General features: G+C 58.7%; 21 protein-coding genes. 12 read left to right on the top strand and 9 right to left on the bottom strand.

What is annotated here, in order from left to right; all coding sequences use genetic code 11:
- Positions 1-109: 109 nt before the first annotated feature.
- From AB4043_RS00005 to AB4043_RS00015, 3 genes are read right to left on the bottom strand one after another with little or no spacing between them, the layout of a single operon-like run.
- A complete protein-coding gene (locus AB4043_RS00005; protein ID WP_442300292.1) occupies positions 110-754 on the bottom strand; it encodes a flavin reductase family protein in 645 nt (214 codons plus the stop codon).
- Positions 751-1,266: a transglycosylase domain-containing protein gene (locus tag AB4043_RS00010; RefSeq protein ID WP_442300291.1), complete on the bottom strand. Its 516-nt coding sequence runs from the start codon at positions 1,264-1,266 to the stop codon at positions 751-753. The genes AB4043_RS00005 and AB4043_RS00010 overlap by 4 nt, the downstream gene beginning before the upstream one ends.
- 35 nt (positions 1,267-1,301) lie before the next feature.
- Positions 1,302-2,228 carry an AraC family transcriptional regulator gene (locus AB4043_RS00015; RefSeq protein ID WP_442300290.1) on the bottom strand — a complete coding sequence of 309 codons (927 nt, stop codon included), beginning with the start codon at positions 2,226-2,228 and terminating at the stop codon, positions 1,302-1,304.
- Positions 2,229-2,417: 189 nt separating this feature from the next.
- Between AB4043_RS00015 and AB4043_RS00020 the strand changes: the two genes are divergently transcribed.
- Both AB4043_RS00020 and AB4043_RS00025 read left to right on the top strand, forming a co-directional pair.
- Positions 2,418-2,915, top strand: a complete 498-nt coding sequence (locus tag AB4043_RS00020; RefSeq protein WP_442300289.1) for an anthrone oxygenase family protein — start codon at positions 2,418-2,420, stop codon at positions 2,913-2,915.
- On the top strand, positions 2,912-3,751 hold the full coding sequence (locus tag AB4043_RS00025; protein ID WP_442300288.1) for an NmrA family NAD(P)-binding protein: 840 nt from the start codon (positions 2,912-2,914) through the stop codon (positions 3,749-3,751). The genes AB4043_RS00020 and AB4043_RS00025 overlap by 4 nt, the downstream gene beginning before the upstream one ends.
- Before the next feature lie 155 nt (positions 3,752-3,906).
- Here AB4043_RS00025 and AB4043_RS00030 read toward each other — a convergent pair whose 3' ends face one another.
- Positions 3,907-4,503 (bottom strand): response regulator, encoded by a 597-nt coding sequence (locus tag AB4043_RS00030; protein ID WP_442300287.1) that lies wholly within the window; start codon positions 4,501-4,503, stop codon positions 3,907-3,909.
- A gap of 316 nt (positions 4,504-4,819) precedes the next feature.
- On the opposite strand from AB4043_RS00030, the gene infC reads away from it, so the two are divergent.
- Positions 4,820-5,407 carry a translation initiation factor IF-3 gene (infC, locus tag AB4043_RS00035; RefSeq protein WP_442306285.1) on the top strand — a complete coding sequence of 196 codons (588 nt, stop codon included), beginning with the start codon at positions 4,820-4,822 and terminating at the stop codon, positions 5,405-5,407.
- Positions 5,408-5,497: 90 nt separating this feature from the next.
- Here the strand turns inward: infC and AB4043_RS00040 are convergent, their stop codons facing one another.
- Positions 5,498-6,031, bottom strand: a complete 534-nt coding sequence (locus tag AB4043_RS00040; protein WP_442300286.1) for a c-type cytochrome domain-containing protein — start codon at positions 6,029-6,031, stop codon at positions 5,498-5,500.
- 178 nt (positions 6,032-6,209) lie between these two features.
- On the opposite strand from AB4043_RS00040, the gene AB4043_RS00045 reads away from it, so the two are divergent.
- Positions 6,210-7,583, top strand: a complete 1,374-nt coding sequence (locus AB4043_RS00045; RefSeq protein WP_442306279.1) for a DUF5715 family protein — start codon at positions 6,210-6,212, stop codon at positions 7,581-7,583.
- Between the two features lie 186 nt (positions 7,584-7,769).
- On the opposite strand, the gene AB4043_RS00050 is transcribed toward AB4043_RS00045, so the two are convergent.
- Positions 7,770-8,210, bottom strand: a complete 441-nt coding sequence (locus AB4043_RS00050; RefSeq protein ID WP_442300284.1) for a hypothetical protein — start codon at positions 8,208-8,210, stop codon at positions 7,770-7,772.
- Between the two features lie 152 nt (positions 8,211-8,362).
- On the opposite strand from AB4043_RS00050, the gene AB4043_RS00055 reads away from it, so the two are divergent.
- Complete coding sequence (locus tag AB4043_RS00055) at positions 8,363-9,430, top strand: metal-dependent hydrolase (RefSeq protein ID WP_442306280.1); 1,068 nt, start codon at positions 8,363-8,365, stop codon at positions 9,428-9,430.
- Between the two features lie 9 nt (positions 9,431-9,439).
- Positions 9,440-10,318 carry an MBL fold metallo-hydrolase gene (locus AB4043_RS00060; protein WP_442300282.1) on the top strand — a complete coding sequence of 293 codons (879 nt, stop codon included), beginning with the start codon at positions 9,440-9,442 and terminating at the stop codon, positions 10,316-10,318.
- Between the two features lie 74 nt (positions 10,319-10,392).
- Here the strand turns inward: AB4043_RS00060 and AB4043_RS00065 are convergent, their stop codons facing one another.
- The 3 genes from AB4043_RS00065 to AB4043_RS00075 form a co-directional block, all read right to left on the bottom strand.
- The gene (locus AB4043_RS00065) at positions 10,393-13,935 is read right to left on the bottom strand and encodes a carboxypeptidase regulatory-like domain-containing protein (RefSeq protein WP_442306281.1); all 3,543 of its coding nucleotides are present in this window, start codon (positions 13,933-13,935) and stop codon (positions 10,393-10,395) included.
- Positions 13,936-14,321: 386 nt separating this feature from the next.
- Positions 14,322-15,869 carry a M20/M25/M40 family metallo-hydrolase gene (locus tag AB4043_RS00070; protein WP_442306282.1) on the bottom strand — a complete coding sequence of 516 codons (1,548 nt, stop codon included), beginning with the start codon at positions 15,867-15,869 and terminating at the stop codon, positions 14,322-14,324.
- A gap of 146 nt (positions 15,870-16,015) precedes the next feature.
- Complete coding sequence (locus tag AB4043_RS00075) at positions 16,016-16,993, bottom strand: M23 family metallopeptidase (protein WP_442300279.1); 978 nt, start codon at positions 16,991-16,993, stop codon at positions 16,016-16,018.
- Between the two features lie 188 nt (positions 16,994-17,181).
- Here AB4043_RS00075 and thiL point away from each other — a divergent pair, with 188 nt between their 5' ends.
- From thiL to AB4043_RS00105, 6 genes are all read left to right on the top strand, one after another.
- Positions 17,182-18,135, top strand: a complete 954-nt coding sequence (thiL, locus tag AB4043_RS00080; RefSeq protein ID WP_442300278.1) for a thiamine-phosphate kinase — start codon at positions 17,182-17,184, stop codon at positions 18,133-18,135.
- A gap of 129 nt (positions 18,136-18,264) precedes the next feature.
- On the top strand, positions 18,265-19,554 hold the full coding sequence (locus AB4043_RS00085) for a putative bifunctional diguanylate cyclase/phosphodiesterase (RefSeq protein ID WP_442300277.1): 1,290 nt from the start codon (positions 18,265-18,267) through the stop codon (positions 19,552-19,554).
- 65 nt (positions 19,555-19,619) lie between these two features.
- Positions 19,620-20,036 carry a hypothetical protein gene (locus AB4043_RS00090; RefSeq protein WP_442300276.1) on the top strand — a complete coding sequence of 139 codons (417 nt, stop codon included), beginning with the start codon at positions 19,620-19,622 and terminating at the stop codon, positions 20,034-20,036.
- A 73-nt stretch (positions 20,037-20,109) separates the two neighbouring features.
- On the top strand, positions 20,110-21,357 hold the full coding sequence (locus tag AB4043_RS00095) for a TolC family protein (RefSeq protein WP_442306283.1): 1,248 nt from the start codon (positions 20,110-20,112) through the stop codon (positions 21,355-21,357).
- Complete coding sequence (locus AB4043_RS00100) at positions 21,354-22,430, top strand: efflux RND transporter periplasmic adaptor subunit (protein ID WP_442300274.1); 1,077 nt, start codon at positions 21,354-21,356, stop codon at positions 22,428-22,430. Before AB4043_RS00095 ends, AB4043_RS00100 begins: the two co-directional genes overlap by 4 nt.
- A gap of 2 nt (positions 22,431-22,432) precedes the next feature.
- Positions 22,433-25,298: efflux RND transporter permease subunit (locus AB4043_RS00105; protein WP_442306284.1), on the top strand; the 2,866-nt coding region annotated here is incomplete at its 3' end.

Genomic DNA, 25,298 nt, shown 5'->3' on the forward strand with positions numbered 1-25,298 from the left:
GCCCAAGGTAAGAAAAGCGATCTCGCTTCGCGAGACCTCCCACCCATCGCGATGCGATGGATGGGGCACCCAATCCCGTGGCCACGTTACAACAGCTAGCAACCAGCAACTAGGAGCGCTCTCTCCACACCGGCCGCGGGATATCGAAGGTATCGCGGGTACGCGTATAGCCGCCGCCGAGGCCACCCTGCATGCGGCCGATCTGGTGAATTGCGTGGACGTCCATGTTCAACTTCTCCAGGTCAGAGAAGGCGCTGGTCAGGACGTGAGCATAAACGACCTCACCGAGAATGATCTTGCTTGTGCGGCCGGGCTGGATGGTCTGCAGCAGACGGCACTCCAGGGCAGCCGGAGACTCCAGGATGCGTGGGGTGTTCACGGCCACACCGGGGGCCAGCGTCAGACCGGCAAGCTCAATCTCGTTGACGTGATGAGGAGCCTCCACTGCCGTGATATTCATCGCCTCGGCAGTCTCTTCGGTCACGATGTGAACGGTGAACTCTTCGGTCGCAATGATGTTGGTGTAGGTATCCTTGTCCGCCCCAGTGGAGTGCATTCCAAATCCAACGCCAACGACTGGCGGGTCGGACGCCAGCATATTGAAGAACGAGAATGGCGCTGCGTTCAAATGCCCCGTAGGCGAATGCGAGACGACCCAGGCGATGGGCCGCGGCACTACGAGGGAAGCCAGTAGCTTATAGACACCGCCGGGCGTCATGGTCGAGAGATCGAACGACGTAAACTCCGCACTCATGGAGCAGATTGTATGGATTTGTGCTGCAGCGCGTCGAGCAGAGCTTGCAATTGTTCCGGAGCTAGATTGGTGAGCGGTTTATCGAAATACGCCTGGGAGGCGGCTGCGAAACCGACGATATCCTTGTCAGGCGTTGGGCCGCTGTGCAGCGGGCCGAAGTTGGCGTGATTGACGTAGAGCTGTAGCTGCTCGTCTTCACTCAGACGGTGATCGAGTGCGGAGGCAAAGACGCGGCGCTGCAGATTGCGAACCGGATTGGGACGGTACTGGCCGGGGAAGAAGAACAGCGCTTCCGCAGCCGCCTCAGGCAAGGGGCGGGCAGTCCGGATCTGCTCCAGCAGGGCCGCCGGTACCTGCGCTGTACGGATGGTTGGCGCGGTGCGCGCAAGCTCGCGGTTATACGCCTCGGTGACGACGGCAGGTGTGGAGAAGTAGGCCCACGTCCACATGCCTGCCAACAGAACACAGGGAATTGCTATGACAAGCAGAACTGTGGAGATGATGGTTCGCATCTAGCGAGTTTAACGTGTTGGCCTGCGGGATGCGATCAGCGGGTGAGGTACAGATCCCGAAGGCAGGTTCTGCGATAGCTTGCCGGCGCGACGCCGTAGGTCCGCTTGAAGGCCCGGCTGAAAGCGAACTCTGATTCATAGCCGACATGCTCGGCTACTTCAGCCAGACTGGTCTCACGTCCGAGGAGCAGGCGAGCGGCCAGGACCATACGCCAGCGCGTGAGATAGGCCAGGGGRGCCTCACCCATCTTTGCGGTGAAATGGCGAGCAAACGCAGCCCGGGACTGGCCGGCTTCCGCAGCGAGAGCCTGTACCGTCCAGGGACGGCCAGGCGAAGCGTGAATCGCCGTTACCGCGCGGGAGAGGTTGGGATCACGAAGCGCCGCGGCCCAGCCGGGAAGGTTATCGCTGATGGTGGCAGACCAGGCACGAACGATATACACGAAGAGCGCATCGAAGAGATGCTGGATCAGCGTCTCACTACCCGGCCCCGGAGCTTCGCTCTCTGTAGTAAGTTGACGAAGCGCCGCTGAGAGGGAAGGGTGCTTCGCGATCTCCGCGCGGCGGAAATGGATGGCCGGCGGCAATGCACTCAGGATGGGATGGACCATCTTGATGCCGGAGAGGTACACACCACAGAGCAGCGTGCTGACAAGATCTCCTGTAATAGGCCGTGACGGGCAATGCAGAAAATCCTCAAGCGGTTCGGGAGTGGCATCGAGGCTTGAGAGGATGTCATGGTCCAGTCCCTGTGGCACCAGTACAAGATCACCTGTCTGTAGTTCGAGAGTCGGCACGACCGAGCCGCGCAGCCAGCAGAACCCTTCAATGACATAGTGAAACATCACGCCGTCGTAGGTGGCGATGCTCATGCCCCATGGAGCGGACGTGCGTGTACGGCACAGCGCCGCGGCATTGCTCGCGATTTCACTGATCCAATTCGTGTCGACAGCGCGACCCATACGGAACTGACGTTACAGCATTTTCCCTATTGCTGGGTATCCCGAAAGAGCGTGCAGCGGCGTTTTCATCGCGGAAAACTCCCATAAATGCTCCAGCACCGGAATGAGACGGACGGCAATGAAAGCGAGACGCCTGCCCATGTCTTCGCGGCGTGGCATTCCGTAGGTTGAAGAACGAGGAGAGACGTGATGACACACCCAGGAGTCTTCGTTCCCCTGACGCTCTTTTGTATCGCCGGCAGCGCCGCCGATGGAGGAGCCTACTTTGCCTTCTCAAACTTCGTGATGCAGGGCTTGCATCGGCTGCCTGTCGATGCCGCGGTGGTGGCGATGCAGCAGCTCGATATTACGGCGGAGAATCCCTGGTTTGCTTTGGCTTTGTTCGGCACCGGCCTGGCTTCACTGGTGCTGGCAACGCACGCGATTCGGACGCGCCACGGCCGGGGCCCGATGCTGACGGCTGTCGTGTTGTATCTGCTGTCGCTTGCGGTGACCTTTGCATGCAACGTTCCGTTGAACGACACCCTGGCAAAAGCCGATGCTCATGCCGCGAACGCGGCGCAGACATGGGCAGCGTTTTACAACGTGTGGATGCTGTGGAACCACACCCGAACCATTCTGGCGTTGGCCTCCACGGTGTTCTTTGCCATCGCTCTTGCGCGGTGCGAACAAGGAGAGACGGCATGAAGACACTGGTGACGGGAAGCACAGGAAAAGTTGGAGCAGCCGTGGTGAAGGCTCTTGCCATCGCCGGGCAGGATGTTCGTGCGGCGAGCCGTAGCCCGCAGAATATTGCCGCGATGGATGGCGTTGAAGTCGTGCGCTTCGACTACGGGAATCCGGCGACCTTTACAGAAGCGCTGAAAGATGTCGACCGCGTCTTTCTGATGGAGCCACAGCCGGCGGTTGGGCCTGCAGACGAAGTGATGCTCCCCATGCTGGAAGCCGCGTTACAGCGCGGGTGCAAGATCGTCCTGCTCAGCTCCGCGAGCGTAATCCTGCAGCAGGAACCGTTGACCCGCGTGGAAGAGATGGTGCAGAAAGCTGCGCGATGGGTAATCGTGCGGGCGAACTGGTTCATGGACAACTTCCATACCTGGTGGGCAGAGCCGATCAAGTACAACGGCATTTTGCCGCTACCGGCGGGTGACGCTCTGACTCCATTCATCGACGCCCGCGACGTTGGTGCGGCCGCCGCGGCGGCGTTGATGAGAGAAGACGTAAACCGCAAAATCTTCCAGTTGACCGGGCCGGAGGCTCTACGCTACGACAACGCTGCCGCTGTGCTGGGTCAGGCCATACAAAGCGAGGTGCGGTATGTATCGATGGAAGACGATGAGTTCGCCAAAACGCTGTCGCAGGCGGGGCTTCCGGAGGAATACATCGCCTATATCCTCAGCCTGTTTCGCGTGACGCGGACCGGAAGGCTCTCACAACCGACCGATGACTTCGAGAGGCTGACGGGGAAAACACCACGGTCGCTTCGGGAGTATGCTGCCGATTATCGCGAGATGTGGCAGTGATGGAAGCAAAGGAGGGGATTTCCCCTCCTTTGCTTTTGTCTCTGGAGCATTTTCCCTGTTGCCGGGTATCCCGGAAAGGGCGTGCAGCGGCGTTTTCATTGCGGAAAACGCCCATAGTTGCGGAATCCCTACACTACACCTACAGGAAAAATGCTCTAGCGCTTTTTCGCAGCTTTCTTGCCGGCTGCCTTTTTCACGGCTTTTGCGGCTACCTTCTTTTTTACAGCTGTCTTTTTCGCGGCTTTCTTTGCCGGTAAGACCGTTTTGACTGTCTTCTTCGCAGCTTTCTTCACGGCCTTCTTGACGGCTTTTTTCGCCGCTTTCTTTGCGGCAACCTTTTTCGCGGCTTTCTTGCCCGCTTTCGCCGGGGTTGAGGCTCCTGTACATGCCAGATGTTTCTCGAGAAGCCCCTCAATCTGTTCCAGCAGAGTCCGGGTTTGCATGGGTTTGACCAGCATCTTGTCGGCGCCCATCTCTTGCCAGTCATCGTCGGCGACGGGGAAGGCGGTCAGCAGCGCAATCGCCGGAGGGGTGGGCAGTCCGCGGGCATAGCCGACCACATCGCGGCCTGCCTGTTCATGTTCCATCCGCATGTCGGTGATGACCATGTCGTACGGTTTGGCGCGGAGTTTGTGGCGGCCCTCCAGGCCGGAGGTGGCGGTATCGACGTCGAAGCCTGAGATCTCCAGAACTGCTTTTAAGGTGAGGAGGACGGCAATTTCGTCATCGACGAGCAAAATGCGGCGTTTCATTCAGGCAGAACTCCTAACATGCCCTATAGCGGGCAATCAACATTGCAACATAAAACGTTGTACTGATGGGAGATGGGATGCGGAAGCACCCTCCGCTGGTTGGTTCATCGGCCGCCATGCCGTTTCGGGCAGAGGGGGTCTTTCCGCGTACCGCATGGAGGAATCCAACCAATCATCCTGCGAAATTGTTATACTTTCGTCTGCGTGCTGAGCCGTTTGACGCTCTAGCCGCGTCAAATTTTAGACCCACAGATTTAGATCCCGGAGGCTTCTTATTCCACCACCGTTTAACGACAAGCGATCGCAAAAGAGTTTCATCCGCACCAACGAAAGAATCCGCGCCCGTGAGGTGCGTGTGATTGACGAGAATGGCGAGCAGGTCGGCATTATGCAGCCATTCGATGCCCTCAAGATCGCACGCGAACGCGGACTGGACCTGGTGGAGATTTCGCCCAACGCCGTTCCCCCGGTGTGCCGTATTCAGGATTACGGCAAGTTCCTCTACGAGAAGGACAAGAGTGACCGCGCTGCGAAGAAGAAGCAGAAGGTCATCACCATCAAGGAAGTGAAATTCTCTGTCACGGTAGACGAGCACGACTACCAGACGAAGAAGAACCAGGCCGTCCGCTTCCTGCAGGAAGGCGATAAGGTGAAGGCCAGCCTGCGCTTCAAAGGCCGCCAGATGGCGCACCGCGACCTTGGCTACAAGATCATCCACCGCCTGATCCAGGATGTGGGCGAGAACGGCATCGTCGAGTTTATGCCTCGCATGGAAGGCACTACGCTGCACGCTATTCTGGCTCCGACCAAGAAGGCGGAGCCCAAGAAGCCTGTTGCGCCGAGTAAGCCCGAAGGCGCCGCCGAACCAGCGCCGGTTCCACAGGCGCCTGTTTCCCACGCATAGACGGCAATCCAATATTTCTTCGACGAGGGGCTCCCGCTGGGGAGCCCTTTTTCGTTGCCTGGGGAGCCCTTTTTCGGCTGGGGCACAGACCTATTCCAAGGCGCCTTCTTTGACCCAGCGCTCCAAGTCGCGGATCTCCTGTTCCGGAAGCTTGCCACGACGGTTCGGCATGGGCATAGGATCGTCCTTAGGCCCCTCGTGCCGCACCAGCTTGATCATGAGGCTCTTTTCCGGATCGCCGGGAACCAGCGCCGTGCCATGTTTGCCGCCCTTCACCATGTAGGCGCGGCTGTCGACCCGAAGGCCGCTCTCGCGGTTCAGGCCGGCGTGGCAGCGGTAGCAGCGGGTCTGCAGGATCGGCTGAACCCGGTCGATATAGAGGTTACCGGTGTTCTTGTAGGTGACGTCTTTCGGAGTCATTGGTTTGTCGCAGCCGCTAAGACCGGCGGTCAGAGCCAGCAACAGGCCCGCACAGGTGACGGAGGAGACCCGGAAGATCGGAGAGCATTTTCCCTGCAGGTGTAGAGTAGGGTTTCCGCATCTATGGGCGTTTTCCGCAATGAAAACGCCGCTGCACGTCACTTTCGGGTTACCCAGCAACAGGGAAAATGCTCTAATGCGCATGCTTCTTCATCGTAGCGGAGACAGCAGGGGAGGCGAACTCTCTGCGCGGCGGTGTTTACTGATTCCTACACAGAATCCTTCTGGTTACTTTTTGCGTTACCGGGTCGGAGGTAGGCTTGAAAGTGCTCTGGCCTCTGACGCGGGCTTCTTTGTTGTGCGTATGCGTCGCCTTGGATGGGTGTTTTTGCTCGTGGCTGCTGCCGCCGGTCAATTGCCGGCGCAGCCCACGAGTAAGAAGCCGGGAAAAAAACCCGCTGCGGGATCGCCCGCAGTACGCTCGACCACCCGTCCGTCTGCATCCGCTACCGCAAAACCGAAGGCCGTTGCTCCGGCGACACGCACCGGCCACTCTCCTGTCGACGAGGCCGGGAATCGCGCTGCCGCGGCTGCGGCGGCGGAACGTGTCCATGCCTGGCTGAGAGATCATCATGAGGTTGTCGCGGACGACGCGCCGGGCCCATTCCCGGTTGCAAAACCTGTCCGCAAGCCTTTTGCGACGGCTTCTGTTCCGGCTGCTTCAGCCAAGCCTGTAATTGCGGCAAAGGATGACGGGCAGAAGGCAACAACCGAAGATTTTCTGAAGGCAGCCCAGCAGCGAAAGTCACTGGAGCAGAAGCGTCCACCTGCTGAAACTGAAACCCCTGAGCCGGAAAAGACCACACACCTGCCTCCCAAGGCCGAGGCGCCGGCACCGGTGGTACATGTTTCGCAGACGGACGATTCGGAACAGCCGCAGCCTGCTGAGCCGGCGGTTTCCCCTGCCGAGCGCCCCAAGCTGACTCCGGCGAAAACCGAATCCATCCGCCCGCTGAACAAACCTGTAATCGAAGAGAAAGCGGCCTCAGAACTGCCGGCGCCACCAGTACTGGCGGTGAAACGTACCGAGCTTGTGGAGGAGAGTCCTGCTGCAGCGCTGCCTCAGCCGAAGCTGACCTTCCGGCGCGGCCGCCTGGTCGTCCCAGCGCCGCTGCTGGGTTCGCATGCCATCCTGGTACGCCAGAACGTCGTCGCCGACCGCTACGGCCTGGAACGCGTGCAGGATGATGCGGATCTTGTGCGTCTGCGCAAAGCCAAGCAGTTGGTCGCACTGCCTGATAACAAGGCGATGCAGGTAGATGACCGTCTGGAAGGTGACAGGCGGTATGCCCGCCCCTGGGCGGTGAAGTTCTTGAATGACCTTGGCCGCGCGCACTATGACCGCTTCCGGGGTCCCCTGCAGGTGAACTCAGYCGTGCGCACCGTGGAGTTCCAGCAGCGCCTGCTGCGCACCAACGGCAACGCCGCCCCGGCAGAGGGTGACACCGCTTCGCCTCACCTCACGGGACAGGCGGTCGATCTGGCCAAACACGGTCTGTCCATGACAGAGATTGCCTGGCTGCGCGCGTACCTGTTGCCCCTGGTGCAGGAAGGGAAGATCGACGTGGAAGAAGAGTTCCAGCAGGCATGCTTCCACATCAGCATCTACAAGAACTACATGCCCGAACCGAAGACGAAGGAAAGGCCCAGTAAATCACGGCTGCCAAAGGCTTCGCTGGCAACCGCCCTGCCTTAGGGCATATCGATAGATTCCTGACAGATCCATAGAAAACGGTTCGAGCTCGCGCTCGAATTTCCCACTCATGCTTTCGCATGAATGGGGCACCCAATTTAGTGGTAGGAAAAATCTGGGGGCCCCATCCATCTCAAATCGGGGTCCCCAGAAAACTTGTTCGCTGGGGTGATAACGCGATGGGTGGGACTAGTTGTCAGTCTCAATCTCCATCAGATCAGGCTCAATCCATGCGCGTCGAGCCTTGGTCGATTTCACAACGTTGAAGCTGTAATAGCGCGTCAGGATATCGCGCTGCGGGCCAAACTCTTCGACAGCCCGGATGACAAATGCGGCGCGTGCTGCATCAGGACACCGGGCGAGCTCTACCGCCAGCACCCTGATCCAAAAGGCCGTGATGGTCTCGTGATACCCGCTGGTATCGGTGTTTTGTGTGCCCACGGCTTCGTTGTAAGCACGGATACGCTTCCTCATCTCGGTGAGTGCCGCTTCAGGGCCGAGGGCATGGACATACCAAGCCCCGCTGAGAATGTGAGCGGCATGCGTCCAATGTTCTTTGGGAAGCGTTCCGGCTTCGAATGCCGACACGAAGGCCGCAATCTGCTCGTGGGTGGATGGAAGCGGATGCATGTTTTTATCCTCTCACCTCACCTTGTAGAGCATTTTTCCCTGTCGCTGGGTATCGCGAAAGGGCCGTGCAGCGGCGTTTTCATTGCGGAAAACGCCCATAGATGCTAAAGCCCTACTCTATACCTACAGGGAAAATGCTCTAGTCTGGTGCAATGGAGCCAGTCACTCATTTCATGACGGGTGCGGTGTTGAGCCGTGCCGGTTTCAATCGCAAAGCCGCCTATGCCACGCTGGCCATGACCCTGGCCGCGGAGCTTCCGGATATCGATTATGTCTATCGCCTTGGTGGGCCGTTGGCCTACTTCCAGCACCATCGCGGATGGACTCACAGCTTGTGGGCACTGCCGCTGGAGGCTGCGTTTGTTGTCGGGATAGCTAAGCTGGTGCATTGGTGGCGGTCGGCAAACGGAAGTGCTCCGGTTGCGCCGGTCCGTTGGGGCTGGCTCTTTGTCTTTTCCTGGATTGCGCTTTTGAGCCATCTGCTGCTGGACTACACCAACAACTACGGCGTGCGGCCGTTCGYTCCCTGGAACCCTCGCTGGTATGAGGCGTCGTTGGTGTTTATCGCGGAGCCGCTGCAGTGGCTGTTCCTGTTGGGTGCTCTGTTATTGCCTGCGATCTTCGGCCTGGTGGCGAATGAGGTTGGAGCGCGGCGTTCGGTGTTTCGTGGACAGGGCCTGGCAATCGCAGCTCTGGTCTTCACCGTCGTGCTGTGGGTGGTGCGCGACTTCGAGCACAACAAGGCGGTGCGTCTGGCAGAGGCGAATGAGATCTCCGGCGAGCCCGTGCTGCGGGTGGCGGCCAACCCGTACCCCGTGAATCCCTTCAAATGGCAGGTTGTGATTGAGACTCCGAAGTACTTTCGGCTGGGCGTGATGGATACCCTGCGGGAAGAGATGACCAGCGACCCCAGCAACGACCTGATCCGCAAGCCGCCCACAACGCTGGCGACGCTGGCTGCGAAGCGGTCGTGGCTGGGAGAGATCTATCTGGACTGGGCGCACTGGCCGGTAGTGAGGGAACAGGCGCGGGATGCTGCCTCGGCTGCTCCGGGAGAAGACGAGACTGAGGTGACCTTTGACGACCTGCGCTTCCGCTACAGCTCCAGTTTTCTGGACGGACGGATGCGGAACCCGCTACGGGGCGTTGCGACCGTGAATGCGGATCACAGAGTCGTCGAGATGCAGATCGACGGCAGCGTACAGAGGCAGGGAGATTGAGGGCGTTGTATGAGTGAGTTGATCCGGGTGAGTGAACTGATCAGGGCCGAGCGCGCCCTCGGCGACTTTCACCTGACTGTCTGTACCGATGGCACGGCGCTGTTCGACGGCGGCGCCATGTTTGGCGTGGTGCCGAAGACGCTATGGTCAAAGAAGGTGCCGGCCGACGAGCAGAACCGAATCGCGGTCGGGCTGAACTGCCTGTTGGTCCGGACCGGCAGGCACAATGTGCTGATCGAGACCGGTTTCGGCAACAAGTTGACACCGAAGCAGCGCGAGATCTATGGGACGCAGCAGAAGCTGCCGGAGTCTCTGGCCGCGGCGGGTATCTCTCCGGAAGAGATCGACGTCGTCATCAACACCCACCTGCATTGGGATCACTGCAGTTGGAATACAACGCTGCATCCTGATGGCAGTGTGACTCCGACCTTTCCGAATGCGCGCTACTTCGTGCATCGCGGCGAGGTGCTGCACGGCCATCACCAGCATGAGCGCGACGCCATCAGCTATGCCTCAGCGAACTACGACCCGCTGATCGAAGCCGGCCAGATGACGCTGATCGATGACGAACGCATGACCGCGCCGGAGATCTGCGACGGCATCTGGGTCGAGCTCTATCCCGGCCACACAGAGCAGTTGATGGCTGTCCATATCGAGAGCAGGGGACAGCACGCCGTCTTCGTCAGCGACCTGATCCCGACGCGACATCATCTGGATCTGAGCTGGGCCATGGGTTTCGACCTGGACCCAATCCGCACCATCGAGGAGCGCAAACGCTACTTCGCACAGGCACTGCCGAAACGATGGCTGACGATCTTCCCGCACGACCATGAGCTGCCGATGACCTATCTCAAGCAGGACGAGCGAGGGCGGGTCGTACCAGAGTAGAGAAGGCAAAGCAGAAAACAAAACGGGGAGCGCCGAAGCGCTCCCCGTTTTCAGCCTGATCCTCAGGCCAGGGGTTAGAAGACGTAAGCGACCTTGATACGAAGTTGGCGAGCCGCCTGGAATAAATTCGGCTTGCCATACTGGTTGGAAAGAATTCGCGAGGAGCTGTTCGCAGTCGCGATGTAGTCCCAGCCAGTCATGTACTTCTGGTAATCAGCACCAGTCGGATTATTCGTATCCGTTGACGCGATCGAATAAGCGGTTGTCGTCAGATTCTCGACGTAGGCCATGACCGCATGCTGGTTGAAGGCGTTCTGAACATTGAGCTCAGCGCCGATCTTGCGGTTCTCATGCTCCTTGCTGACGTGGACGTAGTGCGTCAGATTGAGATCCGTTTGTGTATAGGCAGGTGTACGGTAGTTCTGTGCGACACCGTCTAATACGAGGTTGCCAACATTAGGTCCAGAGGTCRCGGGATCGCGGTGAACTTGTGTAAAGTTCCCCTGGTTCTCCGCAAATTGGCAGGCGCTCGACGAGATGGTGCCGACGCAGGTGGAAACCGGACTACCCTGATAGACCGCCTGCGACAGACCCAATTGGGACTCACCCAACAGCGTTCTCAGACGATAGGAGCCCCACGCGCCAAAGGTGTTTGGCCGATCGGTCGGGAGAGGCCCATCGAGAGGATTTCCATGCGTATCGAACTGCATCTGCGGATAGTCGAACGAACGGTTGTTGTTTGGATTGTGACGGCCCCCCGATCCATCTGTGATGTAGGTCGTCGTCAGGCCAGGGTAGTTACCGGTGAGCTTGCTGTAGGTGTAGAAAGCCTGCACGAAGTACTTGTTGGTAACCTTCGTGATACGGAATTCGACACCGTCATAGCGACGAGTGGCTTTCGGTTGATACGGGCAGTTGGGGCAGATACCAGCAGGGTTGAGGAAGCCTGCAGCCTTAGCAGCAGTCATCGCACCTGAGGTCACCTGTGCCCGATAGATATTCGGCAACGCGCGGTGCAGAAGGTCGCCGTATGCCGATCCGGGATTACCGATATAGTAGCCATAGTTGTCATTGACACCCATGTCTTCGATTGTGTTGTCGAGACGCTTACGTGCATAACGTCCAGTGAACGTGAGTGTAGGGGTAATAGCCCACTCACCGCCGACAACGTATTCGTGCTGTTTCATCGGCTTGATATTGCGATCAACTCCTGGGTCGTCCGAACTATTGTTGGTCGCACGCAGGTCATTGTTTTCGATGAAACGGCCAATTGCGCCACCCGATGCGGACGTGTCCGAGGCTGCGTTTGCCGGTACTCCCGGAGCAAGTCCAGTTGTTGGGCAGGAATGGCGATAGCCGTCAGCGCCTGCAGGAGCTGTAGGTTGAATGGTGTTGTAATCGAATTTGTCGAGTGTATAGACGCAATCGTGCCAGTAGTTGCCTCCGAAGGAGCCTTGAGGCAACGAGTACTTCATGATGTCGAAGAACTGTCCATAGCTGGCGTAGACCTTCACCTTGCCGTTATGGAGCAGATCATATGCACCACCGATTCGAGGGGCGACCTTATCCGCAAATCCGAACGAAATGCTGGGTGAGGTTGGAGTGTATGGCGGCAGGTATTCTTTGTCGAAACGAACACCAGCGTTAATCGTCAGACCAGTACGACCCAATGTCCAAGCGTCCTGAATATAAAGGCCATGAGTTTTGCTGGAGACTTTGCCGATCACATCTGTTCCGTCTCGAACGATGAAATAGCCATACTGACCACGGCATCCCGCTGTCGCATTGTTTGTCCCATTAGGATTCGTTTGAGTTACTGGCTGGCCATAGGCTTGCTGGTTGGCTGTAATAATGGCATCGCAGGCTGATGGGCTGGTTTGCGGCGAGTATGGCTGGCCATAGTACATGATGACGTAGGCGTAGTCGTACAACGTCTTCACATTATTTCCAAGGTTGTTTAACGCGTAGCCGCCCTTGAAGTTGTGCGTTCCTGCCCAGCCAGTTTTGAGTGTTGAGACGTCGACAGAAAATTGCTTACGGGTATAGGCATTGAAGAACGTTGGCTGATTTGCTCCGATGTTCTGGAAGCCGCTAGTTTGGTAGAAGGTCGAGGGAACGCCTGCGGCTCCGAACGTCTGTTGCTTCGTTGGATCACCTGTCGGATTAAGTGTAGTCGTCGATGCAGAGACGTTCCCGCTGTATTGATAGCGAAGTCCTGAAGGTGAACCTAGCGTGTGGGTATTTGAGAAGGTATATCCGTAACGCGCGCTGATAAGCGTATTTGACGTGATAGTGTAGTCGCCGCCAAAGCTATAGATCGAGCCTGGACTTGCTGTACCGGTGTCTGCACGGAACGTTGTCGGATCTGTTCCGGCGCTGGAATTCGCTTGCCCGATCTTCGATTGGGGATTAGGTAATTGTCCGATGCTGCGTTGATAGGCGTTCTGCCAGTTTGCGAAGAGCCGCAGTTTGCTGAAGGGAGAATAGTCAAAGCGGAGCAGGCCAAGATGGGTATCGGTATTCTGATAGAACTGCCTCGGACCGGGGTTTGTTCCTGTAAATGTCGCATCGCGGCGGACCCTGTTGAAACTGGGGACATAGCTTGCGAACATACGTAGTTTGTCGGAAATTAGTGGACCGCCGAGAGTGAAACCGGGATCGAGCTGCCGATAGTGATCTTGTTGTGCGATGTAGTATTCGTAGCTTGCATCCGACCGGTTTCCGCTGTTGCTTGAGGTACCGGGGACAGCACGAAGGCCGCAGCTCGTGTTATAGAGGAGGGAGGCGCTGGTGCCTTGGAAATTGCACTGATCATTGGCATTGAGGGCGCTTGAACGGTAATACCCGAAGATAGAACCGTGCCAATTGCTGCCGCCCTTGGGTTGGATCACGTTGACTACGCCGCCAAGGGCGCCACCATATTCTGCTTCAAAGCTGGAGCTCTTTACCTGCACCTGGTCTACAAATTCGACCGGCACCGTAAAACCGACGCCGCCAGCCTGGATGCTTGTGATGTTTACACCGTCCGAAGCATAAACGTTTTCAGAGTCGGATGCGCCATCGATCTGGTAGCCGTTGCTGCGGTTGGAACTGGTGGACTGGAGGGGTTCCTGCCGGGCGCCCGGAGTAAACGGAATAACGGATTGGAAATTTCGTCCTTTTGGAATTTCCTGGAGAATTTCGTTCGTGACGACTGTCTCAACCTTACTTTGTGTGACGTCAACCTGAGCCAAGGAGTCCGTAACGTCAATTACTGTGCTCGCGCCGACAGCGGCTTTGAGGTTAAGGTTCGGAAGTTCACCCGCTGCGAGTTTTACATTCGTCGCTTTTGCAGACATTCCGGAACCTTCGACCGAAATCGTGTAGGTTCCAGGTGGGAGTGCGTTAAGCCGATAGAATCCACGGCCATCCGTGGTTGCCGTGGCCGGTGTTGGCAGTGAATCGCTGGTCGCGGTGACGGTTGCACCTGCGACGACTGCACCAGTCGGATCAGTGACCGTACCCTGAATCGCTGCTGTGGTTTCCTGCGCAGAAACCGCAGGAACAGCCAGCAGAGCGAGCAGGCACAAGCAGAAACCCACCGCCAGATGGCGGAGGGTTGAGGCTGTATTTCGCATCAAATGGACCTCTCGAAACAAAAAAAGTCGGCGGAGTCTCATGGCTCGCGCCGTACGTGTTTATGTATGCCGCAGCGTTCGATGTAGTCGTTTCTTCATCGAGCGTCTGGCAGCCGTCATTGCGTTTCGGACATTCCCGAAAAATGTATACATATTGGTGTACAAAAAATGAGCTCAATCACATGCACCAAAGCTGAATTTTTCTGGAAAGCCGGTACCAGATTGCGAGCACCCCGGCGATATGTCAAGAAATTTAATCAATTGATAGTGCGACTTTTATCTTTCCCAAACGTCGCCATGAATTTAATCTCGGACAAAGGTTTGTTCCCCAACAAAAAGGCGCTCCCGGAGGAGCGCCTTTCTGATGCGTGGAGTTGGAAACAGGGCTATTCCATCGGAGCCGCCGAGGTGTGGCCGACCAACTGGCCGTCCATATCGGCCAGCACGTAGCTGAGCACGCCCAGCAGGGCGATGTTCTTGCGGAAGTCTTCCGGATCGACCTTGTCCAGTGTGTCGGCTTCGGTGTGGTGCCAGTCAAAGTAATGCTCACCCACCGTACGCGGTGAGAGCGACGGAACCCCGGCAGCGACAATGGGACCGATGTCCGATCCGCCGCCTCCTGGTGAGACTGAATCCGCACCGATGGGCTGCAGCAGTGAGGCGATCTGCTTGATCGTGTCCCAGGACTTCTTTTCCTCAGGCGTCAGCTTGCTCTCGTCCAGAGGGCGCTGAGCTCCGCCACCCATGGCAGCCATCGCGGCCATCGCTGCTGCCGGATTGGCACTCGCTCCAGCCTGGCGGCGGGCTGCCGAGCCCGAGGCCGGGCCTCCGCCCATGACGGTGTATCCGATGCCGAGGGGACGCTCGACACCACCATCCGACTCGATGGCGGCGACATGGTTCTTGATCTTCACGCCAAGGGCATCGCGATAGGCACGGCCGCCGGCGCCGCCGTTCTCCTCATTCACCCAGAAGACGACCCTGATCGTCCGCTTGGGCTTCAGGCCGAGCTTGTGAATCAGGTTGACGGCCTCGAAGCAGGAGATGATGCCGCCGCCGTCGTCCATGGCGCCCTGGCCCACATCCCAGCTATCGATGTGTCCGCCGAGCACGACGACCTGTTCCGGATGCTCGCTTCCGGGGATCTCGCCCACTACATTTCCGGCCTTCTGGTCGGCCTCCATGTGAGCTTCCATCTTCAGATGAACCTGGACCGGGCCTTCCTTGGCGAGGCGCTCGAGAAGCAGAGCATCTTCCACGGTGATGGCGGCTGCGGGAACCTTCGGCATGTCGGGCAGGTAGGTCAGGGTGCCGGTATGCGGGGTCTGCATGGCAAGACCTGTCGCCGAGCGTACCAGAACAGCCACTGCGCCCTTGGCGGCTGCGCGCGATGGACCGGTGGTGCGGTGTATGGAACCGACGCCGTAACCGTGCCAGCCGGGGTTGAAGACGAYGATCTTGCCCTTGATCTGGTCGTCGGGAGTGTTCGCCAGGGCAGCCAGATCCGGAATAAAGATGACAGGAGCGGTAATACCCTCAGCAGGCGTTCCCACGCTCATGCCCAGGCCCAGCATGTGCAGCGGCTTCGAGAAGGGAGCGATGATCGATGCCTCCTCCTGGCCGCGCACCCAGTGCGGCACCTTGGCTTCCTGGATGCTGACGTTCTGGAAGCCCGCCTTCTTCATCGTCTCCGCACCCCAGTTCAGCGCCTTTAGCAGCGAGTCGGAGCCGGAGAGGCGCTTGCCGATATGGTCGGTCAGATAGGCCAGTGTCTCGTAGCCTTCGGTATCTTTCATCGCCGCGGCGATGATCTTGTCGGCGTCAGCCTTGTATTTCTCCGCGATCGGTCCGGTCTGTCCAGGGGTCTGGGCAACAGACGGAACGACGGAAGATACAGCGAGTACAGCAGGCACGAGCAGGCGGAGAGTCTTCACGAAACATCCTTGCTGAAACAGATTTTTTGGTGCTGTGGCTGTTAGTGTACTGCGATTGATCGAGGTGCTGGATTGGCCGCAACGCAAAAGGCCCACGCGCTGTGCGTGGGCCTCTYCAAAATGAAAGCAATCGATTGTCAGGGAGGCTAGCTATCGCCCGCCGTCTTGACCATGCCGGCGAAGCTCTCACGCAGATACTTGTGCGGATTGACCGGTGTGTTGCGGATGCGGACCTCGTAGTGAAGGTGCGATCCAGTCGAGCGGCCGGTGCGGCCGGCGTAGCCGATGATCTGTCCGCGGGTGACCTGTTGGCCGGCCGTGACGTTGAAGCCGGACATGTGCGCGTAGACGGTCTGCAGTCCATGGCCGTGGTCGATGACGACCTCACGTCCATATCCGTTACCGAAGGCGGCAGTCTCTACAACGCCATCGGCGGTAGCGCGGATGGGAGTGCCATACGGAGCCGAGATATCGACGCCCTTGTGAAACTCGCCTTCGCCGTTCCCAAGGATGGGATCTTCCCGCTGACCAAAGCTCGAGGTGATGGGGCCCATGACTGGCCAGAGTGTGGGAGCATCGGCGATAGCCTGCCAGTCCGAAAGGCTATTCAGGCTGCCGAGCCGGGCTGTCTGCAGCGACGACGGAGCGAGTACGCGGGCCGCGACGCCGGAAGAGGCAGAGTTGCGCAGAGCGTAGAAGGTGTCCAGAGACTTGAAGTAGCTGTTATCAGCCACAGGCGCCAGGGTGGGATCTTGCTGCTTAGATGGGGACGAGAGGAATTTTGCCGAGGACGCGGCTGCAAGCTTGCTGGCGGTCAGGCCGTACAGGGCAGAGACTTCATTGGCCAGAGCTCCCAGTGAGGCGACCTGGACATCCTTCTCGTGGTTCGCCTTCTGCAGCCGGGCGTAATCCTGCCGCAGCGACTCGCGATCCTGCCGCATCTGGTTGAAGCGGGAAGTCTTGATCAACATGCGGGAATAGGAGCCGGCCAGACCCACAATGGTGAACAGACCCACCACCGCAGCGGCAACGAAGATATAGGCGTAGTGCAGAGGGACGGGAACCTTATTGAGATTTCCCTGCTCATCGCGCGAAACGAAGACGATGTAAAAGCGCTTTTTCAATGGACTGCCGCAGCCTTTATGCCCGGTCTTCGGCCGCGAATGCGTGTCTGCGGCACAGAGGCCCGGCATTTCCATTTGGCGAATCGAGATTGCTGATTCGCATTTGGTTTTGCCGATGTCTCGAGGGCGATTTGTTTCATTTTATTGACCTGAGGGTTGGATGGCAACTTTCAGCGTATGGTTTTTATATGCCATACGGGGAGCTCGGCCTCATTCGGGAAATCAGGCGTAAGTCCTTGCGTAACAGTGAGTTCGTGCGCTTTGGGATCGGCGACGATGCGGCTGTTCTTCGCCCCCGTAAAGGAGAGGATCTGGTCGTCACGACCGATTTCTCCCTGGAAGACGTCCATTTCGCTGATTTCCACCCGCCGTTTGCCGCCGGGTATCGCTGCCTCGCACGCGGTCTCAGCGACGTCGCCGCTATGGGCGGACGTCCGCTGGCGGCATTCCTCAGTCTGGCTCTTTCCCCGGCATGGGCTCAGAACCGGGCTAAAACAAGAGAATTCCTGCGCGGTCTCCATGCGGTTGCGGATCAGTTCGGCGTTGTTCTGGCTGGAGGAGACACCGCAGGTGCTCCCGGAAAGCACACCCTGGCGGACATCATCGTGGTCGGCGCTGTGCCTCGAGGAAAAGCCTTATTAAGGAGTGGAGCCCGGCCGGGAGATGCCATCTATATCACCGGACGTTTGGGCGGCGCTGCTGCGGAATTCGAAGCTCTACGCGCTGATCCCGGAGCCTTCCGCACGGTGAAGCCAGATGGGACACATCCTCATCTCTTCCCGCAGCCACGAATTGCAGTGGGACACCGCCTGCTGAAGCTGGCATCTGCCTGTATGGATGTGAGCGATGGTCTGTCTACCGACCTGCATCATCTTTGTGAGGCCTCCGGCGTTGGGGCAAGTCTTCATGCCGACGTGATACCGTTAGCTCCACACAGCACTCTGGACCAGGCGCTCAATGGCGGTGAGGACTACGAGTTGCTGTTCACCAGCCGACGGTCTGTCCCGCGCAGAATCAACGGAGTAGAGGTCACGAAGATCGGAATCGTGACCGAGGGAAAGACTGTCTTGCTGCTGCAGAATGGCCGTGAGCGGCGTCTTCGCCGGGGCGGCTGGCAACATCTCACCCGGGAAAACAGGTAAACACCCCGACAACCCCCGACTAAAGTAACCAAAAGTTGTATTTATGGCGCTTACCTAAGGCGTTATTTTGGTATTACTTGAGCGGTTTGCCATTGTGCTATAAAGTGGCAGTCTTTTCAGGCCATCACTATGGGAATCTGTGACATTCCTTCGCAGTCGCTGTTGAGCGACCGCGAGCTCTTTCGCGCACGTGTGCAAGAGGCGATCGATACAAACCGCTCCAGTGGGGCGCAGGTGGCCGTGTTTTTGATCGACATTCATCGTCTGTACGAAATCTGTTCGTCACTTTCGGTAGGTGAGGCGGAGAGTTTCCTCCATGAGCTGGCGAGCCGGGTGCGTCAGGTCTGCCCGCCACATCATGTTGCCGGCCGCATCCGCCTGGATGAGATGGTGGTTTTGCTGAGCCGCACGACCCGGGAAGAGGTGAACCAGGTCGGTGAGGCGCTGGTGCGAACGTTCAAGGTTCCGGTGTCGGTAGGGCTGACCGGTGAGCTTCGTCTGACGGCGAGTATCGGCGTGAGCCTGCTGCCGAAGTCGAATCCAACGGTGACCCACCTGATGCGTCGCGCCGATGCGGCGCTGGGCATGGCCCGCCGGTCCACGGGRGAGCGGCTGTTTCTGTATGATTCCGCGGCCGAAGAGGCGGAGCTGCGGCAGGCGGAGCTGGAACGCGAGCTGCGCAATGTGCTGGTCAACGGCGGTCTCTATCTCGAGTTTCAGCCGATCGTGCGTTTAGACAGTGGCGCCATGACCGGCGCCGAGACCCTGCTGCGTTGGCGCACTGAAGACGGTGGGCTGATCATGCCTGGCACATTTGTGCCACTGGCCGAGCATGCCGGCATGATGACCGCCATCGGCGGTTGGGTCTTCCGTGAGGCCTGTCGGCAGTGGACCACCCTGGAAGGGCATGCGCGCCTGCGTCTGGCTGTGAATGTGACTGCATCGCAACTGGCCGATCCTCAATTGCTGGATGTAGTGGAAGCGGCCGTAGCGGAGACGGGTATCCATCTCAACGAGGTTGAGTTCGAGATTACCGAAAGTACTCTATTGCGCGAAGATCCACGCTCGATCCAGCAGATGTACGCCTTGCGCGAGATGGGCGTGAAGATCGTAGTCGACGATTTTGGTACGGGATACTCCAGCATCGGATATCTGCGGCGCTTTCCTGTGGATCGCCTGAAGATTGATCGCAGCTTCGTGATGAATATTCCAGAGAGTCAGAAGGACTGCGCCCTCACGCGCGCCGTGCTGGCGATGAGCGAACATCTCGGTATTCCCACGGTTGCTGAAGGAGTAGAGCGCGAAGAACAGCGCCGCTTCCTGGACCGGCATGGATGTTCTGAGGCTCAGGGATATCTGTTCTCACCGCCGGTCAAGATGAATGTTCTGGCAACATTACCAGTACTGAAACGAGCCTGAGCGCGTCTTATGGAGGAGATGCGTGTTCCAGAGAGTGACACGCTTCCTTCGGAAGTTGCTCTACAATGCCTTTAGTGGAATCTTTCCTCAACCTTGCATGGTTCGCCATTGCTCTTGCGATGGTTAGCGGCGTGTGGATCGGTGTGTGCACCGGCAAGCTGACCGCTCCGATGGGGCGTGCTCTGACGGCTGCCGTGATGGTGGCCTTCCTGCTGTTACCGGTGATCTCCATCTCGGACGATTTGCAGGTGCTTCGCAAATTGACTGAGCCCGAGGATCTGACGATGCGGCGCCATTATGAAGGTGTGACGCTGGAGTTCGAGCTTTTGTGCCTGGAAATGCTATGCCTGGTCATCGCACTGTTGTCTGTGCTGCGCCGGTTGCAGGTACTGGCTCGTCCAGATACGCGTATTCGCCGGTTCCTGAATGAAGATTTTGCACCTCTGCTGGGCGTTCGTCCGCCACCAGTTGCAGTTCTGTAGCTGCGTCGAGCCGTAGTCTGTGCGGCTTTTATAAAACCATAAGATTTTCACGAGATAGAGAAGGAGTGCATCCATGAAGATGCGCTGGGCATATTGCCTGATGCTGCCTCTCCTGCAGGCAGCATGGGCCGGGGCGCAGCAGAGCGCTTCGCCGCCGATGACGTTGCCGCAGGCGTTGGATTTTGCGCATAAGCAGAATCCGTCGTTGTTGTCGGCAGCGCAGCATGTTGAAGCGGTAAAGGCCGGTGAGATTACGGCGGGTCTGCGACAGAATCCGGTGCTGACGGGCAGCGGACAGATGGTGACGTTGGGTCCTGATAACCCGAACGGACCGGATTTCTATACGGCCGGAGTGCAGCGGTTATTCGAACGCGGCAACAAGCGCGGCGTTCGTCTTGATCTGGCGCGCGCAACAACCGCATTTACCGATTCGCAGAGAGTCGACCTGCAGCGGCAGACGGACTTCGCCATCAAACAGGCGTTTACCCGGATGCTGTTCGCGAAAGACGCGCTTCGCGTCAGTGAAGACAACCTCGCCGGATATCGCCGGACGGTTGAGCTGATGCAGGTGCGCCTGGATGCGGGGCAGATGAGCCGGAACGACTTCGCTCGCATAGAGCTGCAGCTTGCCGGGTTTGAGAATGATACCGACAATGCCCGGCTGGCCTTGCAGCAGGCATCGACACAGTTGCAGAGCCTGATGGGCATTGAGCGCCCGAAGACGGACTTCGATGTGACCGGTTCGCTGGAAACGCCGGCTCCGGCGCTGACGCTGGACGATCTGCGTCAGAAGGCGCTGGATACTCGTCCTGACGTAAAGGCAGCGTCGCAGCAGGTCGCTGTCAATCAGGCGGGTGTTCGCCTGGCATACGCGAACGGTACGACCGACCCGACCTTGGAAGGCGAGTTCGAGCATAGCGGCCATGCGAATACTGCGGGCTTCAACCTGCAGATTCCGCTCCGCGTCTTCGATCGCAACCAGGGCGAGAAAGAGYGCGCCAAGTACGAACTGGAATCCAGCAAACTGGCGCTGACCGCCACCCGCAACCAGGCCATTGCTGATGTGGATCAGTCTTACGAGGCATATCAGACGGCCCAGGCACAGGCGGCACGCTATCGCGATAAGTATCTGGATGAAGCGAAGCGGGTACGCGACAACCTGGAGTTCAGTTATCGCAACGGACAGGGAACGCTGCTTGATTATCTGAGCGCATTGCAGGACTACCGATCGGTGAACCTGCAGAGCCTGACGGCGAATGCGCAGTTGCAGCTTGCGATCCACCAACTGAGTTATGTGACGTACACGGAGATTCTGCCATGAAGAAAAGCGTGATGACGCTGGTGATGACGGGCGCAGCGCTTGGCGTATTAAGCGGATGCAAGAGCGACGAGAAGGCTTTGCCGGAGGCGAAGCCGAAGGTCAATCTCAAGATCGAGGTTGTGCATCCGCAAACAGTGAGCGATGGGCTGGAGATTCCTGCGCACGTTGATGTTGACCCCAGCAAGATGGTGCATGTCTATGCTCCACTGAGCGGCCGCCTGCTGAGCCTGGAGGTACAGCCAGGCCAGGAGGTCCGGAAGGGGCAGACCGTGGCCACGCTGCAGAGCGGTGATGTGGCTGCGGCCCGCAGCGACTTTGAGAAGGCGAAGATCGAGGCAATGCGTGCCGAGCGCGCTCTGGATCGCGGCAAGTTGTTGCTGGCGCACGAGGTGTTGAGCCAGGCTGACTTCGATGAGTTGAAGGCTGCCGATGATGCGGCGCACAGCGAGCAGGAGCGTGCGCGGCAGCGCATCCGTGAGCTTGGCTTCAGCGAGACTGGGACCTCCGATACTACGGCCGTGGTTTCCCCGATCGGTGGGTCGGTGCTGGAGATTGGAACAGCGACGGGCGAGATGCAGCGGTCGCTGGAGACCTCGAACGGCATTGCGACGGTGGCGAATCTCGACTCCGTGTGGATCGTCGGCGATGTTTTCGAGCATGATCTGTCAGTTGTGAAGTCGCACTCCTCGGCGGATGTAACGCTGCAGGCATATCCGGGAGAGACCTTCCATGGAACGGTCGCCAATATCGGCGACGTCTTCGATCCGCAGACCCATGCGCTGAAGGTGCGCGTGGTGATGAACAACCCGGGCCATCGCTTGAAGCCACAGATGTTCGGCTCCATCCGTATCGGAATGGGGCAGCGGCAGATGATCCTGGTGCCGATGGCGTCTGTCATTCACGACGGCGATATCGCCAGCGTCTATGTGAAGAACGGCGAGAAGTATGACGCCCGCGCAGTGAAGCTGGGGGCGACGCATGGTGACAAGGTCGAGATTGCCGGCGGGCTGAACGATGGCGATGTGGTCGTGACCCAGGGAGCGGCGTTCCTGCGTACGCCGGTAGGAGACTAGCAATGGAAGCCTTTCTGAAGACGCTGCTGCGCTATCGCGCAGTCGTGCTGATTCTGCTGGCGGCCGGGCTGGTCGCGGGCACCTTCGGGTTTTTGCAATTGGATATCGAAGCATATCCGGATCCTTCGCCGCCGCTGGTGGAGGTCATCACGCAGAACCCGGCGTGGTCAGCCGAGGAGATAGAACAGCAGGTAACCGCGCCGATCGAGACGGCCCTGAATGGTACGCCGCATCTGGAGCAGATCCGGTCGATCAGCATCTTCGGCCTGAGCGACGTGAAGCTCTACTTCAGCTTCGATTCAGACTACTTCCGCGATAAGCAGGAGATTCTGAATCGTCTGCAGACCATCCAGTTGCCGAATGGACTGCAGCCGCAGCTGTCGCCGTGGTCGCCGATCGGTGAGATTTACCGCTATCAGCTCGCAGGCCCTGGCTATGACTTGAATGAGCTGAAAGCCACACAGGACTGGCTGGTCCGTCGCGAGTTGAAGAAGGTGCCGGGCATCATCGACATCACCACCTTCGGCGGCACGACACGTCAGTATCAGATCGAGCCCGATCCGAATAAGCTGCTCAGCTACGGCGTGACGCTGTCGCAGTTGATCGCCGCAGTACAGAACAGCAACGCCAACGCCGGCGGAAACTACCTGTCGCTCGGTGACCAGAACGTGAACGTACGTTCGCTGGGCCTGCTGAAGAACACGACCGACATCGGCAACGTGGTGATCGCGCAGAAGAACGGTACGCCGGTGCTGGTGCGCGATGTCGCCAATGTGAAGGAAGGCTATCAGCCACGGCTGGGCAAGATCGGCCGCAATGGCCAGAACGATATCGTCGAAGGCATTGTGCTGCTGCAGAAGGAAGGGCAGAGCCTGCCGGCACTCGAAGGCCTGAAGAAGAAGCTGGCCGAACTGAATACCGGAGGCCTGTTGCCGCCGGGCATGCAGATCAAGACCATCTATGACCGTACGCGGCTCATCGGTCTTACAACGGAGACGGTAAAGCACGTCATCATCACCGGCCTGATCCTGGTGACGCTGGTGCTGCTGTTGATGCTGGGCGACTTCCGCATCACGCTGATTGCAGCGGCGACGATTCCGTTCGCGGTGCTGTTTGCGTTCTCGCTGATGACGCTTACTGGACGTTCAGCAAACCTGATCTCGATTGGCGCCATCGATTTCGGCATTCTTGTGGATGCATCGATCGTCGTGCTGGAGAGCATCTATCGCCGCTTCTCACGTCGCGAGCCGGGGCATGGGCGAGCGGAGATGATCGTCATGGGTGTGCAGGATGCGGCAAGACCCGTACTCTTTTCGACGCTCATCATTCTGGTGGCGTTCATTCCGCTGTTTACCATGCAGGGTGTTCCCGGCAAGATCTTCGCGCCGATGAGCGTGACCTACGGCTTTGCGCTGACGGGCGCGTTGTTGTTTGCTCTTGTCTTTGCGCCGGTGTTGAGCTTTGTCACGGCTCCGATGAAGGACTCGGTGGAAGAGCACGACGAAGAAGAGCTGGGGCACCAGGGCACGTGGCTGAACCGCTTTCTGGAGAAGTACTACGGCCGCGCCTTCGATTGGGCTCTGGAGCACGCAAAACTGGTCTGGGTGTTTGCCTTTGCCGGACTGGCGGCAGCGGTGGTCTGCTTCCTGGTGTTTGTCGGCGGCGAGTTCATGCCTCCGCTGGAAGAGGGCAATCTCTGGATTCGCGGAACACTGCCGCAGGATATCTCCTTCGAGCAGGCGACGAAGCTCTCTGACCAGGTGCGTGCCGATCTGGGGAAGTTCGCTGAGGTGACGCAGGTCGTCAGCCAGATAGGACGTCCTGATGACGGCACTGATGTGACCACCTTCAACAATATGGAGTTCGGTGTCAGCCTGAAACCGGCGAGCGAGTGGCCGAAGGATGTTCACGGGAATAAAGACAAGCTGATCGAGCAGATGCAGCATGAGCTCAGCAAATATCCCGGCGTGGTCTTCGGTTTCTCGCAGGCGATTCAGGACAATGTAGAAGAGGCGATGAGCGGCGTGAAGGGTGAGAATTCGYTGAAGATCTTCGGCGATGACCTGGCAACGCTGACCGATATCGCCGAGAAGGTGCAGGGCGTGATGAGCGGCGTTCGCGGCGTGCAGGACGTCGGTATCTTCAAGGTGAACGGAGCTCCAAGCCTGGTGATCGATGTGGACCGTGCCAAGGCGGCTCGCTATGGCCTGGCCTCGGGCGATGTGAACGCGGCCGTGCAGGCTGCCGTCGGAGGGGCTCCGGTCTCGACGATGATCCAGGGCGACCGCAGGTTCGACCTTACGGTGCGCTATCCCGCCGAGTTTCGCTCGACCCCCGATGCGGTGGAGAAGATCATGCTGGCGACTCCCGATGGAAGCCACGTGCCGCTGGCACAGGTGGCGAACATCGGTATTCGGCAGGGAAGCTTCACCATCTATCGCGAGGGTGGGCGCCGCTATATCCCCATCAAGTTCAGCGTGCGTGAGCGCGACCTGGCCTCGACGATTGTGGATCTGCAGCAGCAGTTGAAGCAGAAGATCACGCTGCCGGCGGGGTATGAGTACACCTGGGCCGGTGAGTTCGATTCACTGAAGAAGGAGCAAAGCCGGCTGGTGCTGATTGTGCCGGTCAGCCTGCTGGTGGTCCTGGTGCTGCTCTATCTGCAGTTCCAGACCTGGCTGGACGCTCTGATTGTGTTGGCGGTGCTTCCGTTCAGCTACGTTGGCGGCATCATGGCGTTGATGCTGACGCACACGGCCTTCAGTATCTCGGCGGCCGTCGGCTTTACATCGTTGACCGGTGTTACAACCCTGGGTGCTGTGGTCTTCCTGGCGGGCTTGCGTCGCGCACAACAGAAGGATCCTCAGC

It is taken from the genome of Terriglobus sp. YAF25, assembly GCF_052113305.1.
Classification (GTDB): domain Bacteria; phylum Acidobacteriota; class Terriglobia; order Terriglobales; family Acidobacteriaceae; genus Terriglobus.